At 75.2% G+C, this 16,437-nt stretch carries 10 protein-coding genes and 2 pseudogenes; 8 read left to right on the plus strand and 4 right to left on the minus strand.

Going from position 1 to position 16,437, the window contains the following annotated elements; genetic code table 11:
• Positions 1 to 7 precede the first annotated feature (7 nt).
• Positions 8 to 1,228: a threonine ammonia-lyase gene (gene ilvA, locus OG989_RS11890; protein WP_151454222.1), complete on the plus strand. Its 1,221-nt coding sequence runs from the start codon at positions 8 to 10 to the stop codon at positions 1,226 to 1,228.
• A gap of 109 nt (positions 1,229 to 1,337) precedes the next feature.
• On the opposite strand, the gene greA is transcribed toward ilvA, so the two are convergent.
• Together greA and OG989_RS11900 are read right to left on the minus strand one after the other, a co-directional pair.
• Positions 1,338 to 1,835: a transcription elongation factor GreA gene (gene greA, locus OG989_RS11895; RefSeq protein WP_132233490.1), complete on the minus strand. Its 498-nt coding sequence runs from the start codon at positions 1,833 to 1,835 to the stop codon at positions 1,338 to 1,340.
• Positions 1,836 to 1,990: 155 nt separating this feature from the next.
• Positions 1,991 to 2,425, minus strand: coding sequence for a DUF4307 domain-containing protein (locus OG989_RS11900; RefSeq protein ID WP_151454221.1), 435 nt, complete (start codon positions 2,423 to 2,425; stop codon positions 1,991 to 1,993).
• A 191-nt stretch (positions 2,426 to 2,616) separates the two neighbouring features.
• Between OG989_RS11900 and mca the strand changes: the two genes are divergently transcribed.
• The 5 genes and pseudogenes from mca to OG989_RS31930 all read left to right on the plus strand — a co-directional run.
• A complete protein-coding gene (gene mca, locus OG989_RS11905) occupies positions 2,617 to 3,498 on the plus strand; it encodes a mycothiol conjugate amidase Mca (protein ID WP_151454220.1) in 882 nt (293 codons plus the stop codon).
• A 48-nt stretch (positions 3,499 to 3,546) separates the two neighbouring features.
• The gene (locus tag OG989_RS11910) at positions 3,547 to 3,840 is read left to right on the plus strand and encodes a hypothetical protein (protein WP_151454219.1); all 294 of its coding nucleotides are present in this window, start codon (positions 3,547 to 3,549) and stop codon (positions 3,838 to 3,840) included.
• Between the two features lie 179 nt (positions 3,841 to 4,019).
• Positions 4,020 to 6,551 (plus strand): putative bifunctional diguanylate cyclase/phosphodiesterase, encoded by a 2,532-nt coding sequence (locus OG989_RS11915; RefSeq protein ID WP_442791928.1) that lies wholly within the window; start codon positions 4,020 to 4,022, stop codon positions 6,549 to 6,551.
• A 71-nt stretch (positions 6,552 to 6,622) separates the two neighbouring features.
• A pseudogene (locus OG989_RS31925) lies at positions 6,623 to 7,853 on the plus strand (thioredoxin domain-containing protein); the annotation flags it as partial.
• Between the two features lie 59 nt (positions 7,854 to 7,912).
• Positions 7,913 to 8,617 (plus strand): annotated as a pseudogene (locus OG989_RS31930) (hypothetical protein); the annotation flags it as partial.
• Positions 8,618 to 8,699: 82 nt separating this feature from the next.
• On the opposite strand, the gene OG989_RS11925 reads toward OG989_RS31930, so the two are convergent.
• On the minus strand, positions 8,700 to 9,350 hold the full coding sequence (locus OG989_RS11925; protein WP_327030520.1) for a pyridoxine/pyridoxamine 5'-phosphate oxidase: 651 nt from the start codon (positions 9,348 to 9,350) through the stop codon (positions 8,700 to 8,702).
• 88 nt (positions 9,351 to 9,438) lie between these two features.
• Here OG989_RS11925 and OG989_RS11930 point away from each other — a divergent pair, with 88 nt between their 5' ends.
• Together OG989_RS11930 and purE are read left to right on the plus strand one after the other, a co-directional pair.
• Positions 9,439 to 10,620: a 5-(carboxyamino)imidazole ribonucleotide synthase gene (locus OG989_RS11930; RefSeq protein WP_327030521.1), complete on the plus strand. Its 1,182-nt coding sequence runs from the start codon at positions 9,439 to 9,441 to the stop codon at positions 10,618 to 10,620.
• 40 nt (positions 10,621 to 10,660) lie between these two features.
• Complete coding sequence (gene purE, locus OG989_RS11935; RefSeq protein WP_132233504.1) at positions 10,661 to 11,152, plus strand: 5-(carboxyamino)imidazole ribonucleotide mutase; 492 nt, start codon at positions 10,661 to 10,663, stop codon at positions 11,150 to 11,152.
• 363 nt (positions 11,153 to 11,515) lie between these two features.
• Here purE and OG989_RS11940 read toward each other — a convergent pair whose 3' ends face one another.
• A complete protein-coding gene (locus OG989_RS11940; protein WP_327030522.1) occupies positions 11,516 to 16,432 on the minus strand; it encodes an SCO7613 C-terminal domain-containing membrane protein in 4,917 nt (1,638 codons plus the stop codon).
• Positions 16,433 to 16,437 lie beyond the last annotated feature (5 nt).

Raw genomic sequence — 16,437 nt, forward strand, 5'->3', positions numbered from 1 at the left:
TCAGGGCATGACGGAACTGGTCGGTCTCGCCGACGTACGGGCCGCGCGGGAACTTCTCGCCGACGTCGTCCGCACCACCCCGCTGGAGCCCTCCCGGCCGCTCAGCGCGGCGCTGGGCGGGCCGACGTGGCTCAAGTGCGAGAACCTGCAACGCGCCGGCTCGTACAAGGTGCGCGGCGCGTACGTGCGGATCTCCCGGCTGTCGGAGGCGGAGCGGGCCGACGGAGTCGTCGCGGCGAGCGCCGGCAACCACGCCCAGGGTGTCGCGCTCGCCGCCGGCCTCGTCGGTACGCACGCCACGGTCTTCATGCCGGTGAACGCGCCCCTGCCGAAGGTCGCCGCCACCAAGGGCTACGGCGCCCAGGTCGAGCTGGTCGGCAACACCGTCGACGAGTCCCTGGTCGCGGCGCAGAACTACGCCGAGCGGACGGGCGCGACGCTGATCCACCCGTTCGACCACCGGGACGTGATCGCCGGCCAGGGCACGGTGGCACTGGAGATCCTCGAACAGTGCCCCGAGGTCAGGACGATCATCACGGGGGTGGGCGGCGGCGGGCTGGTCTCCGGCATGGCGGTGGCGGCCAAGGCGCTGCGGCCCGACGTGCGGATCATCGGGGTGCAGGCCGCCGGCGCCGCCGCCTTCCCGCCCTCCCTGGTGGCCGGCGAGCCGGTACGCCTCCCGTCGTTCGGCACCATCGCGGACGGCATCGCCGTCGGCCGGCCGGGGGAACTCACCTTCACCCACGTCCGCAAGCTGGTGGACGAGATCGTCACGGTCTCCGAGGAGGACATCTCCCGGGCGCTGCTGATGCTGCTGGAGCGGGGCAAGCAGGTGGTGGAGCCGGCCGGCGCGGTGGGCGTGGCCGCGCTGCTGGCGGGCGTCGTCGAGGTGCAGGCGCCGGTGGTGGCGGTGCTCTCCGGCGGCAACATCGACCCGCTGCTGATGCTGCGGGTGATCGAGCACGGCCTCGCCGCCGCCGGACGCTACCTGCGGGTGACGGTGCGCTGCTCGGACCGCCCCGGCCAGCTCGCGTCGCTGCTCGGCGAGATCGCCGAGCACCGGGCGAACGTGGTGGACGTGGAGCACCAGCGGGCCAATCCGCACCTGCGCCTGGGCGAGGTGGAGGTGGCCCTGTCGGTGGAGACCCGGGGGGTCGAGCACTCCGACACGCTGATCAGCGCGTTGCGGGCCAGCGGCTACCAGGTGGTCTTCGCCGGCGAGGCGTGACACCGGGACCGGTGCCACGCCTCGCGGGGTCGCTCGTCGTCGCCCGGCCGGATCGGCGCTCGGGCGGCCGTGTCGCCAGCCCGGGCCGCCTCGGCCCGGCGGCGGGGGCTCAGCCGGAGAACGGCTCGAAGCTGACCACGGTCACCTTGATGTCGGCCCCGCTGGGGGCGGTGTAGGTGCAGGTCTGGCCGGCCCGGCCGCCCAGGATCGCCTGGCCCAGCGCCGACTCCGGGCTGTAGACCGTCAGCTCGGTGGTCGACGCGATCTCCCGGGAGCCGAGCAGGAAGGTCTCGGTGTCGTCCTTGTCGTCGTCGAAGTAGATCGTCACGACCATGCCGGGCGACACCGCGTCGGCGGCCTGCGCCCCGCCCACCTTGGCGGTGCGGAGCAGTTCCTTGAGGTAGAGGATGCGCCCCTCGGCCTTGCCCTGCTCCTCGCGGGCGGCGTGGTAGCCACCGTTCTCCCGCAGGTCGCCCTCCTCGCGGCGGGCGTTGATCTCGGCGGCGATGACCGGCCGGTTGGCGATCAGCTCGTCGAGCTCGCCCTGGAGCCGGTCGAACGCGTCCTGGGACAGCCAGGTGGCGGGCGCCTCGTTGCCAGTGGACACAGGCGTTCTCCTCGTTCGTGCGTGCTGGCTGACAGGTGAACTTCCAAGTTACCAGTGCGGTACGACACAGGGCGCGCTCGAACACCGGCGGTACCCCCGGTGCCCGGGCCGCCGAGGCTGTCCGGGCCGCGCGCCCGAGCCCGCGCCGTGGCCGCTCAGCCCGCGGGCCGGCAGCGCAGCACCTCGCCGACGAAGGGGCGGGCGGTGGTGGCCAGCCGGTGCTGCGCGGTCACCTGCCGCTGGTCGGGCCGGGCGGTCACCGTCACCTCTTCCCGGCCCACCTCGGCGCCGTCGCGGTCCCGGGCGCGCAGCAGGCAGACCGCCGAGCCGCCCTTCGGCACGGTGACCCGGAAGTCGACAAGCACCTGGCTGTCGGTGATCCCCGTGTAGGTGATCACCTCGGCGTCGTAGTTCGGGTCGCCGTACTGCCGGTAGAGCCGCACCGCGACCAGGGTCATGACCGCGACCAGGGCAACCACCAGCAGCGCCACCAGCAGCGGCCGGCGCCGCCCGGGCTCCCGGCGGCGGCCGTACCGGCCGGGCGGGAAGGCCGGCGCGCCCGGCGGAAGTGTGGCGTGCGTCTCGGTCACCGGCGGGTATCTCCTGGCGTCGTTGTCGGGGGCATCGGCAAGAATGGCAGGGTTCCATCTTCCCAGCCCGTCACGTCGTCAAATATGACAGGTCGGCACCGGCAGGTCCCGGCGCGGGGGGAAGATTCCGGCAGGTCAGCCGGGCGGTCCCGCGGGGGGTCCGCCGGGGCCAGAGACGAGGAGCGCCGACGTTGGCAGAGCAACTGCGACTGATGGCCGTCCACGCACACCCCGACGACGAGTCGAGCAAGGGCGCCGCGACCATGGCGAAGTACGTCGCCGAGGGCGTGGACGTCCTGGTGGTCACGTGCACCGGCGGCGAGCGCGGCAGCGTGTTGAACCCGAAGATGGACCGACCGGACGTCTGGGCCAACATCGCCGACGTCCGCCGGGCGGAGATGGACGCCGCGCGGGCGATCCTCGGCGTCGAGCAGGCGTGGCTCGGCTTCGTCGACTCCGGCCTGCCCGAGGGCGACCCGCTCCCGCCGCTGCCCGAGGGCTGCTTCGCCCTCCAGGACGTCGAGGTGGCCGCCGGCCCGCTGGTGCGGCTGATGCGCCAGTTCCGTCCGCACGTCGTGACGACGTACGACGAGGAGGGCGGCTACCCGCACCCCGACCACATCATGACCCACAAGGTCAGCGTGGCCGCGTTCGAGGCCGCCGGCGACCCGGAGCGCTATCCGGAGCTGGGCGAGCCGTGGCAGCCGCTCAAGCTCTACTACGACATCGGCTTCTCCCGGGGCAAGATCATGGCGCTGCACGAGACGCTGCTCGCCGCCGGCCTGACGTCGCCCTACGAGGAGTGGATCAAGCGCTGGGAGGACCGCACCGACAAGGGCCCCCGGATCACGACCCGGGTCGAGTGCGCCGACTACTTCCCGGTCCGCGACGACGCGCTGCGCGCCCACGCCACCCAGATCGACCCGGACGGCTTCTGGTTCCAGGTGCCGATGGAGATGCAGCGGCGGGCGTGGCCGACGGAGGACTTCGAGCTGGTGCGCTCGCTGGTCGACAGCCCGCTGCCCGAGTCGGACCTCTTCGCCGGGGTGCGCGAGACGGCCCATGCCCGCTGATCCGGGCCGGGGCTACCCTGGTCACCAACCGCACACCGGAGGAACGCCATGCTGACCGCCGCAGAGGTGCTCGCCCAGAACAACTTCGGGGACACCCGCACGGGTGGCCTGGCCGGGCCGATGGGCCTCTTCCTCATCCTCGTTCTGGCCACCGCCACCGTCCTGCTGATCCGCAACATGAACTCCCGGCTGCGTCGGCTGCCCGACCGGTTCCCCCAGCAGGGCCCGCCGGCGACCCCCGACCAGGCGGACGCGGCAGTCGTCGATCCGACAGAAGGTGCGCTGACGCAGGATTCATCCTCCGCCGCTCCCACCGGGCGTCAGCAGCGTCGCAACGGCTAGTCCGCCCATGATTCACGTCGAACCCGGTCGTCGCCCCCTGTTGCGGCCACCGGGTTTGCCTTAGCCTCTCGCCGGGGGGACCAAGAGTTCCCGAGCCGTGCGCGGGAGGGGGCGCCGATGACCACCACACCACCGGTCGCCCGTCGTACCGGCGAGCGGCCCGCAGGCGGAGCGGCCCGGTGACCTCCGGCAGGGCCGGCGAGTCGACCGACCGGGTCGAAGCCCGCGGCACCCCCGCGCGGCTGCTCCTGCTCACCGCTGCCGTCGCGCTGACCGCGCTGGTCGCCGCCGGGCTGGGGTGGACCGCCCCGACCCACCTTCCCGCCGACGACCCGCTCGGCGGGCCGGCCCGCTTCGGCCTCGCCGTCGCCGTGTTCGCCGTCGCCCAGTTGGCCCGGCTGCGCTTCCGCACCGCCGCCGGGATGGTGAGCATCACCTGGGGCGAAGCCGCGCTGATCATCTGCCTTTACCTGACGCCCACCGGCTGGCTCCCCTCCGCCGCGCTCCTCGGCGCCGCGCTCGCCTGGTCGGCCATGTCGCTGCTCGGCGACCGGCGGCCGGTGCTGGAGGTCGTCCGGATCACGGCGTCGCTGACCGCCGCCACCGCCCTGGCCGTCTCCGTCACCACCGTGCTCGGCGAGCCGCTGCTGGCGACGCCGACCCCGGCGCTCGCCCTGGCCGTGCTCGCGGGCTCGGTCGCCTACCTTCTCGCCACCGCCTGGCTCGGCGGCGCCACCCTGGCGCTGCGGCACGGCATCCCCGTGGCGCCGCCGCTGCTCGCCGCGCTGCGGGGCAAGCTGCTGATGTTCGTCGGCAACGTGGCCGTCGGCCTGGTCGTGGTGGCACTGCTGGAACTCGACGCGCGCTGGCTGCTGCTGCTCCCGCCGGCGCTCTGGCTGCTCCAGCAGACCTACCGGCACCGGCTCCGCGCCGACCAGGAGCGGCGCACCTGGCGGGCCTTCGCCGAGGCCACCGCCGCGCTCAACCAGCTCGACGAGCGGGGCGTCGCCACGGCCGCCGTGACGGGCGCGCTGACCCTGTTCAACGCCGAACTCGTCGACGTCGACGTGGCCCGGGGCGACGGCCGGTGGCGGCGCTACCGGGGCGACCCGGGCGGCCAGCTGGTCGACCGGGAGGTCGCACCGCCCGGCCGGACCGAGCCGGAGGACCACGAGCTGGTGCGTACCCTCTCCGTGGGGGCCTCCCGGGTGGGCGAGCTGCGGGTCCGGTTCCCGCGCTGCGCGCCACCCAACGCCCGGGAACGCGACGCCGTGGCCGCGTTCGGCGACGCGCTCGCCGCCGCGCTGCACGACGCCGCGACCCACCGCGAGCTGCGCCTGGTCACCGCCCGCTCGTCGTACGAGGCGGTGCACGACCAGCTCACCGGACTGGTGAACCGGTCGGCCCTGCTCAGCAAGGGCGACCAGGCGCTGCGCCAGCTCGCCCACGACCACCCGGTGGCGCTGCTGCTGCTCGACATCGACCAGTTCAAGGAGGTCAACGACACCCTCGGGCATGCGGCCGGCGACCAGCTGCTGCGGTTGACCGCCAACCGGCTGGGCGCCCTTGCCCGCCCCGGGGACCTGCTCGCCCGCCTCGGCGGCGACGAGTTCGCGTTGCTGCTGACGTCGGTCCCGGTGATCGGCGACCGGGCCGCCCCCATGGCGTACGCGCTGCGGCAGGCCCGCGAGATCGCCGAGCGGCTCGCCGCGCCGACCGAGGTGGCCGGGGTGCGGATGTCCGTCGAGGTCTCCGTCGGGGTGGTGGTCGCCGACGCCGGCACCGCCGACCTGACCGAGCTGCTGCGCCGGGCCGACATCGCCATGTACCAGGCCAAGGAGGGCGGCGGCAGCGTCGCCGCGTACGACTCCGCCCGGGACGCCGCCAGCACCGACCAACTGGCCCTGCTGGCGGAGCTGCGCGAGGCGCTGAAGACCGACGACCAGCTCGTGCTGGCGTTGCAGCCGGCGGTCGACCTGACCACCGGCGCCCCGACGGGGGTGGAGGCGCTGATCCGCTGGCGGCACCCGCGCCGGGGCTGGCTCGGGCCGCACGACTTCATCCGCCCGGTGGAGAACAGCGAGCAGCTCGGCACCTTCACCCGCTACGTGCTGGACAAGGCGCTCGCCGTCGCCGCCGGCTGGGCCCGCGACGGGCTCGACGTGCCGATCTCGGTCAACCTGTCGGCGCGCAGCCTGCTCGACCCCCGCCTGCCCACCGAGATCGCCGACGCCCTGCGCCGGCACCAGGTGCCGCCGGACCGGCTGGTCCTGGAGATCACCGAGACTGTGGTGATGAGCGAGCTGGAGGTCATCGACGAGGTGCTCGCCACCCTGCGGTCGATGGGCGTGCAGCTCGCCGTCGACGACTTCGGCACGGGCTTCTCCTCGCTGACGTTCCTCACCCGGATCGCGGTGGACGAGCTCAAGGTGGACCGTTCCTTCGTGATCCGGATGGCCGACTCCCCGGAGGCGGCGGCGATCGTACGGACCACCGTCGGCCTCGCCCACGAGCTGGGGCTACGGGTGGTCGCCGAGGGCGTGGAGACCGCCGAGCAACGCCTCGCGCTGGCCGAGCTGGGCTGCACGGCCGCCCAGGGCTACCACTTCTTCAAGCCGATGCCGGCCGACAAGATCGGCGCGGTCCTCGGCACCCTGCTCGACGAGGCCCGCCCCAACGTCTTCCCGCTGCGCGCCGACGGCGCCTCCTGACCCCACCCGCCGCATGGCCGGTCCACGTCGGAGCGCGGGCGGGCGCGTCACCGGGTGGTTATGGTCGTCGGGTGAACCGACTCGCTGACGCCACGAGCCCGTACCTGCTCCAGCACGCCGACAACCCGGTCGACTGGTGGCCGTGGTGCGACGAGGCGTTCGCCGAGGCGAAACGCCGGGACGTGCCGGTGCTCATCTCGGTCGGCTACGCCGCCTGCCACTGGTGCCACGTGATGGCCCACGAGTCGTTCGAGAACGAGCAGGTCGGCGCGCTCATGAACGACGACTTCGTCTGCGTCAAGGTGGACCGCGAGGAACGCCCCGACGTCGACGCCGTCTACATGACCGCCACCCAGGCGATGACCGGGCAGGGCGGGTGGCCGATGACCGTCTTCGCCACGCCCGACGGCACCCCGTTCTTCTGCGGCACCTACTTCCCCCGGGCGAACTTCATCCGGCTGCTCCAGTCGGTCGCCGCGGCCTGGCGGGACCAGCGCGACGCCGTCGTCCAGCAGGGCGCCGCCGTGGTCGAGGCGATCGGCGGCGCGCAGGCGGTGGGCGGGCCCACCGCGCCGCTGGACGCCGCGCTGCTCGACGCCGCGGCCGACCAGCTCGCCAAGGAGTACGACGAGGTGAACGGCGGTTTCGGCGGTGCGCCGAAGTTCCCGCCGCACATGAACCTGCTCTTCCTGCTGCGGCACCACCAGCGCACCGGCTCGCCGCGCAGCCTGGAGATCGCCCGGCACACCTGCGAGGCGATGGCCCGGGGCGGCATCTACGACCAGCTGGCCGGCGGCTTCGCCCGCTACTCCGTCGACGGGCACTGGACCGTGCCGCACTTCGAGAAGATGCTCTACGACAACGCGCTGCTGCTGCGGGCGTACACCCAGCTCTGGCGCCTGGCCGGCGATCCCCTCGCCGCCCGGGTCGCCGCCGAGACCGCCGCGTTCATGATCGACGACCTGGGCACCCCCGAGGGCGGCCTGGCCTCCGCCCTCGACGCCGACACCGAGGGCGTCGAGGGGCTCACCTACTCCTGGACGCCGGCCCAGCTCGTCGAGGTGCTGGGGGAGGACGACGGCCGCTTCGCCGCCGACCTGTTCGCGGTCACCGACGAGGGCACGTTCGAGCACGGCACGAGCGTGCTGCGGCTGGCCCGGGACGTGGACGACGTCGCCCCCGAGGTGGCCGCCCGGTGGGAGCGGATCCGGGCGCGGCTGCGCGAGGTCCGCGACGCCCGACCCCAACCGGCCCGCGACGACAAGGTGGTCGCCGCCTGGAACGGGCTCGCGGTCACCGCGCTGGTCGAGCACGCCGCGCTCACCGGGGATCCCGTCACCGCCGCCGCGGCGGTCCGGATCGGCGAGGTGCTGGCCGACCGCCACATCGTGGCCGGGCGGCTGCGCCGTGTCTCGCGCGGTGGCGTCGTCGGCGAGCCGGCCGGGGTGCTGGAGGACCACGGCTGCGTGGCCGAGGCGTTCTGCGCCCTGCACCAGCTCACCGGCGAGGGGCGCTGGCTGGAACTGGCGGGTGGACTGCTCGACGTCGCGCTGGAGCGGTTCGCCGCGCCGGGCGGTGCCTTCTACGACACCGCCGACGACGCCGAACGCCTGGTCAGCCGCCCCGCCGACCCCACCGACAACGCCACCCCGTCCGGGCGCTCGGCGATAGTCGCGGCGCTGGTCGCGTACGCGGCGCTGACCGGGGAGACCCGCTACCGGGAGGCCGCCGAGGCCGCCCTGTCGACCGTGGCGCCCATCGTCGGCCGGCACGCCCGGTTCACCGGCTACGCGGCCACCGTCGGCGAGGCGCTGCTCTCCGGGCCGTACGAGGTCGCGGTGGTCACCGACGAGCCGACCGGGGACCCGCTCGTCGCGGCGGCACACCGGCACGCCCCGCCCGGCGCGGTGATCGTGGCGGGCCGCCCGGGCCAGCCCGGGGTGCCGCTGCTCGCCGACCGGCCGATGGTCGACGGGCGGCCCACGGCGTACGCCTGCCGGGGTTTCGTCTGCGAGCGCCCGGTGACGACGGTGGACGACCTGGTCGCCCAGCTCGGCCGGCGCTGACGCTCTCACCCGACCCTGAGGCTTCCGGCCGTCGTTCAGGCTGCCGCCCGGGTGCGGGGGTGCCTCCGGTCCGTGCCGGTGCTCACGGCCAGAGTTGCTCGCGTTCCCAACCCGTGCCGGTGCGGCGGTAGCGCAGCCGGACGTGCCGGCGCTGCGCGTCCGCCTGCCAGAACTCGACGAGGTGCGGCGCGACCGCGTAGACGGTGTGCGTCTTGGCGACCAGATCGGGGTCGGTGGCCAGCCGCTTCCGGATCCGGGCCAGCTCGCGGTCCAACTCGGCGCGGTCGGTGAGCACGTCGCTCTGCCGGCCGGCCAGTCCGGCCATCCGTGACCCTTCGGGCCGTGCCAGGAAGTCGGCCCGGGAGACGTCGGGGTCCGCCGGGGCGGCGATTCCCCGCACCCGGACCTGGCGGCCCTGCTCGCGCCAGTGGAAGCTGAGCGCGGTCCGGGGGTTCTCGGCGAGCTGGCGGCCCTTGGCGCTGGCCGAACTGGTGGCGAAGTGCCAGCCGGCCTCGTCGAGGTCCTTCAGGATCAGCACCCGGGCGTCCGGCATGCCGTCGGCGTCGACGGTGGAAACGGTCATCGCGTGCGGCTCGTCGACGCCCGTGTCGATCGCACCGGCCATCCACTCGACGAAGAGGGGCAGCGGCTCGGCCGGGGCGGCGGCAGGATCGAACGACGGCATGTCGTGCGCGAGCACCGGCAGGCCACGAAGCAGACTGCGAATCGTCATGCCATGATCCTTTCAGCAGCGGGGGTGGGTGTTCGATGCGCCATCCGGCGGCGCAGGTGGCGGGGCGTCCCGATAGGCTGGCGCCGCTATGGATTCCCGTACCGGTCTGCCCGTTGTCGGCATGGTGGGCGGCGGCCAGCTGGCCCGGATGACCCACCAGTCCGCGATCGCCCTCGGCCAGTCGCTGCGCGTGCTCGCGCTGGCCCCCGACGACGGCGCCGCGCTGGTCGCCGCCGACGTCCAGTACGGCGACCACACCGACCTCGCCGCGCTGCGCACCTTCGCCAAGGCCTGCGACGTGGTCACCTTCGACCACGAGCACGTCCCCACCGAGCACATCCGCACGCTGGCCGCCGAGGGCGTGAAGCTCTTCCCACCGGCCGACGCGCTGCTGCACGCCCAGGACAAGCGGGTCATGCGGGAGCGGCTCGGCGAGCTGGGCGCGCCGAACCCGGCGTGGCGACCCGTCGCCGAGCCCGCCGACCTGGTGGCGTTCGGCGACGAGATCGGCTGGCCGGTGGTGCTCAAGGCGGCCCGCGGCGGGTACGACGGCCGGGGCGTCTGGATGGTCGACGACGTGGCGCAGGCCGAGGAGCTGGCCACGACCCTGCTGGCCGGTGGCACCCGGCTGATCGTCGAGGAGCGGGTGCCGCTGCGCCGGGAGCTGGCCGTGCAGGTGGCGCGCTCGCCGTTCGGGCAGGTCGCCGCGTACCCGGTGGTCGAGACGGTGCAGCGCGACGGCATCTGCGTCGAGGTGCTCGCCCCCGCACCGGGCCTGCCGGAGGAGCTGGCGGTCGCCGCCCAGCAGCTCGCCATCGACCTGGCCACCGCGCTCGGCGTGGTCGGCCTGCTCGCCGTGGAGCTGTTCGAGGTCGCCGACCGGGCCGCGCCCGGGGGTAGCCGGATCGTGGTGAACGAGCTGGCGATGCGGCCGCACAACTCGGGGCACTGGACCATCGAGGGCGCACGCACGTCGCAGTTCGAGCAGCACCTGCGGGCGGTGCTCGACTACCCGATGGGCGACACCTCGCTGACCGCTCCCGTGGTGGTGATGGCGAACGTCCTCGGTGGCGAGCCGGGCGGGATGTCGATCGACGAGCGGCTGCACCACCTCTTCGCGGCCGAGCCGGGTGCCAAGGTGCACCTCTACGGCAAGCAGGTGCGGCCCGGCCGCAAGATCGGGCACGTCACGGTGCTCGGGGACGACCTGGACGACGTACGGACGCGGGCCGCGCGAGCCGCCCGCTGGTTGCGGGAGGGGCGGGCGTGAGCTTGCGGGCCCCGCAGTCGCGAGTGAGAGGCAGGCACGCGTGAGCACCGTTGGACTGATCATGGGCAGCGACTCGGACTGGCCGACGATGAAGGCCGCTGCCGAGGTGCTGGACGAGTTCGAGGTGCCGTACGAGGTCGAGGTCGTCTCGGCGCACCGTACCCCGATCAAGATGATCGACTACGGGCGCGCCGCAGCCGACCGGGGCCTGAAGGTCATCATCGCCGGGGCGGGTGGCGCCGCCGCCCTGCCCGGGATGGTCGCCTCGGTCACCCCGCTGCCCGTGATCGGCGTCCCGGTGCCGTTGAAGCACCTCGACGGGATGGACTCGCTGCTCTCCATCGTGCAGATGCCGGCCGGCGTGCCGGTGGCCACCGTGTCGATCGGCAACGCCCGCAACGCCGGGCTGCTCGCCGTCCGCATCCTGGCCGCCGCCGACCGCGCCCTGCTCGACCGCATGTCGGCCTACCAGGCCGACCTGGAGCAGTTGGTCGCCGAGAAGGACGCGGCCCTGCGCGCCTCCCTCGCCTGACGTCTCCGCGCCGGCCGGACCCTGGGACTCGTTACTATGGGTGACGGACGCCGGGGTTGCGCAGGGTTACGGTGACGGCTCGGGGAGCCAACTCCTCCTCCGCCCCTTTGCTCTGCATGCCTCCGCGCACCAGCGCCCTGAGCTGGGGTTTTCGCACAGTCACGGTGGTTGACGCCTCAAGCATTCGTCACGCACGGTGACTGTTGCATCGATGGGTGCAGAGCAAAGGGGAGACGGGGCATGTGCCCGGTCGAGCCGAGGAGTCACGCTACGTGTTCTCCGGATCGGTGATCCAACGGCCGGCCTCTCGACGGGGCCAATCAGCAGTGGCAACTGATCGCGGGGGACGGACCCCCGCCGATCTCATCGCATGCCGCGCAGGGCCGTCTGGAGGCGTTCCTGGGCCCGGCGCCGGCGTTCGTTGCTCGCACCGAGCGCCAGCAGCAGGATGCCGACGGGGATCAGGGCCAGCCACGGGCCCAGGCTGAACAGGGCGTGCACCGCCGCGATCGCCGTCACGGCGGCGCCCACGATCACCGGCGCCTGCTGCTGGCTCATCGACCCGAAGACGAGGACGGCCACGGCGCCGAGCAGCAGCAGCACCTGGCGCAGCGTGCTGGAGTCGGTGGCCAGCACGATCGCCAGGGTCGGCACGAACGCGGCGACCAGCGCGGGCCCGTACGCGACCCAGCTGCTCAGGTCGGGCCGGTGCCGCAACTCCAGCACGCCGACGAGCAGGGCGAGTGCCGCGAAGGGCAGCGTGTAGGCCTCCGGCAGCGCCACGTCGGCCACCCGCATCAGGATCCACCAGGCGGCGATCTCGCAGACCACCACCGCCCAGAACAGGATGCGCCGCTCCACCGGCCGGCGGCCCGGTCGGGTCGCCGCCACGCCCAGCACCGCACCCCAGGCGGCCAGCAGCGCCGCGATGTGCCGGGGCGAGTCGAACGCCAACGCCAGGGCGATCAGGGCGGCGGCGTACCCGCTCCACTCGACGGTGGCCGCCTCCCGCTGGGCCTCGGGGCGACGCAGCCGGGGCAGGGTCGCGGCGAACACCTGGAGGGCCGCGCCGACCGCCAGTACGCCGAACGCGGACCAGACGGCCGCGAGGCCGGCCACCAGGCCGGCGGTGAGCACGAAGAGCTGCGCCATCAGCGAGGCGAACAGCCAGCCGAGGATGCGCGCCCGCTGGGTGGTGCCGAAGATCGCGGCCACCGCGCCGACGCCGACCGCGCCGCCCAGGGTGAACAGGGTCAGCTCCCGCGTCGCCAGGCCGCCGACCAGGCCCGCGCTTCCGGCGGCCAGGCCGATGGCGAAGACGAGCACCCGGGCCAGCCGCAGCGAGCGGGCCCGCTCGGCCAGCGGCGGGGGCGGGGTGAGCGCCAGGCCCAGCATCGAGATGGTGAACACGGACAGCGCCGCCAGGGTGCTCGCCGGCCAGCCGTTGCCGAGCGAGACCGGGGTGATCAGCAGGGTGACGGCGGCGCCGGGCAGCACCACCGGCACGGCCCGGGAGCGTCGCCCGCCGCTGAAGCCGGTGGCGGCCAGCGCGGCGGTCGCGGTGAGCAGCAGCGCGGTCAGCACGTGGGTCGCGTCGACCGCGTCGGGGGGCGGGGTGAGCAGCTCCGGCGGCGGCCCCTGCCAGACCCGGCCGAGACTGCGGTGCGGGTCGACCAGGGCGACGACCAGGGACGGCGCGATCGACACCAGCGCCAGGGCGGTGGGCAGCGCGGCGGCGGCGAGCGCACCGGCGGCGGGGCTGACCCGCCAGCGGCGCCGCGTGCCGTCGTCCGGCAGTCGCCGCAGCGCGCCGTCGAGCAGCACCGACCAGCGCCGGACCGGCTGGGCCGCGCCGACCGGCGGTTCCGTCGCGCCCCGCACCAGCTCGGCGAGCACCCCGAGCAGGGCCGCCGCGGCCGCGTAGACGCCGACGGGCATGCCGGCGGGGACGGCGGCCAGGGCGCTCACCGTGGCGCCGCCGACCACCGCCGCGCTCGCCCAGGGCAGGTACTGCGGGATCCGTCGCCGGACGGCGGCCACCGCCGCCAGGCCCAGGCTCGACGCGGCCAACGCGGCGGTGAGCAGCACCTCCGGCGCGCGCCCGAACTCGGCCGCAAGCGCCGCGACGGCGCCCGGGAACGCGAGCAGCGCGGCACCGGCTGCGGCGCCCCCGATCTGGGCGAGGTGCGGCGGCATCCCCTCGGTCTCGATGTCCTCCACCAGCGGCACGGCCAGCGACCGGGCCAGCGCCGCCACCACGATGCCGATCAGCGCGATGCTGCCAAGCGCCAGCGCGGTGGTCCACGGCCGGACCAGTCCCGCCCCGGCGGCGTGCAGGGCGACGACACCGGCCACGACCGCCCGGGACAGGCCGGCGCGGGGGTCGACCGCGGCCACGGCGGCTGCCCCGAAGACCGTGGCGACCATGCCGCCGACCAGGACGGGCGACCACCACGGCAGGTCGAACGCGGCCGGCGCGCCGATCGTGGCGAGCACGGCCGCCGCGCCCGACACGTCGTACTTCCACGGTGGCGGCAGCAGGACGGCGGCGGCGACGCCGAGCAGGGCCAGCGCGACCGGGGCCTGCCACGTCGACCCACCTGTCGGCCCGGCCGGCCAACCGGTCAGGTCACCGGCCCAGATCGGGCCCGGGGTGGCGAGCACCCCCAGGCCGCCCCGCAGCGCGCTCCAGCCGGCCAGCAGCCCGATCAGCACGCCGCCGACGGCGAGGCCGACGATCGGCCCCCGTCGCCACTCCTCCGGCATGGCCCGGGCGGCCACGGCCACCACCAGCACCAGCGCGGCGGCGACGGCGAGCTGCCCGCCGGGGGCGAGCACGGCCGCGATCCGGGCCAGGGTGGCGATCAGGGCGGCGGTCACCGCCGCGGCGGCCAGGTCGGAGCCGTCCAGGGTGAGGTCGGAGCGCCGGCCGGCGTCGATGGGACCGGCGAACACCACCATCGCGGCGGCGACGAGCAGCAGGCCGCCGACCCAGGCGTCGGCGGCGGTGGCGCCCGGGGCCCCGAAGGCGGCGGCGGTGACCGTGACCGCGCCGAGGGCGGTACCCACCGCCAGCGGCGTCGGGATGCGACGCTGGGAGACCTGCACGATGGCGGCGTGCCCGAGGGTGACGCAGACCGCCAGGAAGCTGGCCGCGAGCACCGGGACGGTGACCTCGCGCAGGCTCGCCGGGGTGGGCGTCGGGTCGACCGGCACGGTCGCGGCGACGAAGGCGGCCACCGCGCCCGGCAGCGCGAACGCCGCGCCCCCGGCCGCCCAGGCCGAGACGGTGTCGGCCGCCGCCGGGGCGAGCCGCATCCGGGGCGCCACGGCGACCAGGACCCCGGCGGCGAACAGGGTGAGCAGGACCGCGGTGGTCAGCGCCGGCCGGGCCAGTCCCGCGCCCGCGCCGAACAGGCCGACGCCGGCGGCGGTCGCCGCGTGCGCCAGCGCCGCGCGTTCGGTGCGGGCGGAGAGCCCGACCACCCCGATGCCGACCGCCGTCAGCACCATCGGCCAGGGCGCCACCGCCCAGCCGAGACCGAACGACGCCGGTACGGCGAGCGCGGTCAGCGCCGCGCCGACCACGGCGAACTCCCGGCGGATCTCGGGCGGCAGGGCCAGCACCGCGGCGACGGTCAGCAGGAAGGCGCTCGCGGCGAGCTGCCAGGCTGCCGGTCCGACGGCCGCCGACAGCTCGGCCGGGTAGCGGTCCAGGTCGGCCGCCCAGGCCGGCAGCGCGGCCCGGACGGGGGCGACCCCGGCGCGCAGGGCGCCCCCGGCGACCACCACCCCACTGACCGTGAGCGCCACCGCCGAGGCGAGCTGCGGCCCGCGGCGGGCCGCCTCCGGCACCGCCCGCACGGCCAGCCCGGTCAGCGTGATGACCGCCGCGATCAGCAGCAGCGCCCGCCCGGGGAACGCCACCGAGGCGATCCGGCTCAGCGCGCCGATCACGGCGAGGGTGAAGATCCCGGCGCCGAGGTCGGGCAGCGGCGGCCGGCGCAGCACCAGCGTCCCGGCCAGCCCCACCGCGGCGGCCAGCAGCAGCACCACGCCGGCCCCGGTGGCGACCGGCACGGTGCCCGCGCGGAGCAGGGCGGAGACGGCGTACGCGAGGGCGAGGGCGACCGCCACCCCGTGCAGCACCCAGGTCAGCTCGCGCAGCCACGGCACCGGGCGGGCGGCCGGCACCCGTTCGTGCGCCGGCAGCCCGCCGTCGACCACCTCGCCGACCTCCTCGGGCGCCCCCTCCGGCCGGCTGTCGGCGCGGCGCTGCCGGGGCGTGGCCGGGGACCCGGCGGGTGCCGCCGAGGGCCCGGGCAGGTCCCGCCGGACCGGCCGCTCCACGGTGACCGCGGACCGCGCCAGCCAGAGGTCGAGCAGGGCCACCGCGGTCAGCACGAGCGCCCAGCCGGCCGGGCCGGTGATCCGGTCGGACGCCAGCAGCGGCAGCACCGGCTGCGCGGCCAGCACCGTGGCGAACCGGGGCGCGCGCAGCCCCGTCCAGCCCGCGTAGCCGAAGGAGACGCCGGCGGTGACGGCGAAGATGACGCCGGCGAAGATCGCGCCCGAGGCGCCGCCGTTGCCGATCCGGTCCACCGCCCACAGCGCGTACCCGGCGAGCGGCACCAGGAGCAGGCCGACTGCGGAGATGGTCTCGGCGGTCGAGGTGAGCCCGCGCCGGGCCAGCACCGGCGGGGCGAGCAGCATCAGCACGGTCGCGAGCAGCAGGATGCCCAGCCGGGCCAGCGCGTCCATCGAGCTGGTGGCCACCGCGGCGAAGACCACGGCGGCGACCCCGAGCAGCAGCGCGCCGAGCCCGAGGGGGATGTTCTGCACCTCGCGGGAGGACGCCTCCGGGGGGTGCTCCGGGTCGTCGGCGTCGAGCCAGGTGGCGGTCGACGTCGGGGGCGGCGGCGGGTCCTCGGGGGCGGCCGGGGTGCCCTGCCGGGGGACCCGGGGCGGGGCGCCGGTGGCGGCCGTGGGCGGCCGGCGGCCCGGCCTGCGGCGCAGCACCCGACGGGGGCGGGTGGCCTGCTTGAGACGTTCCTCACCGGCGTGGGCGAGGATGTCCCGCTGGAAGAGCGCGGCCTGCATCTTGGCGGCGATCTGCCGCTGCTCGCTGGCGATGGCGGCCTCGCGGGCCTTCATCTCCGCGATGGAGCGCTCGATCTCCGCCAGGTGCTCGACCCACTGTGGCTGGTGCGCACCGCAGTGCGGGCAGCTGGCGGCCGGTTTGATCTCCCGGCCGCACGAGGAGCACTGAAAGCTCGCCACGACAC

The organism is Micromonospora sp. NBC_01740, from assembly GCF_035920365.1.
GTDB lineage: Bacteria > Actinomycetota > Actinomycetes > Mycobacteriales > Micromonosporaceae > Micromonospora > Micromonospora reichwaldensis.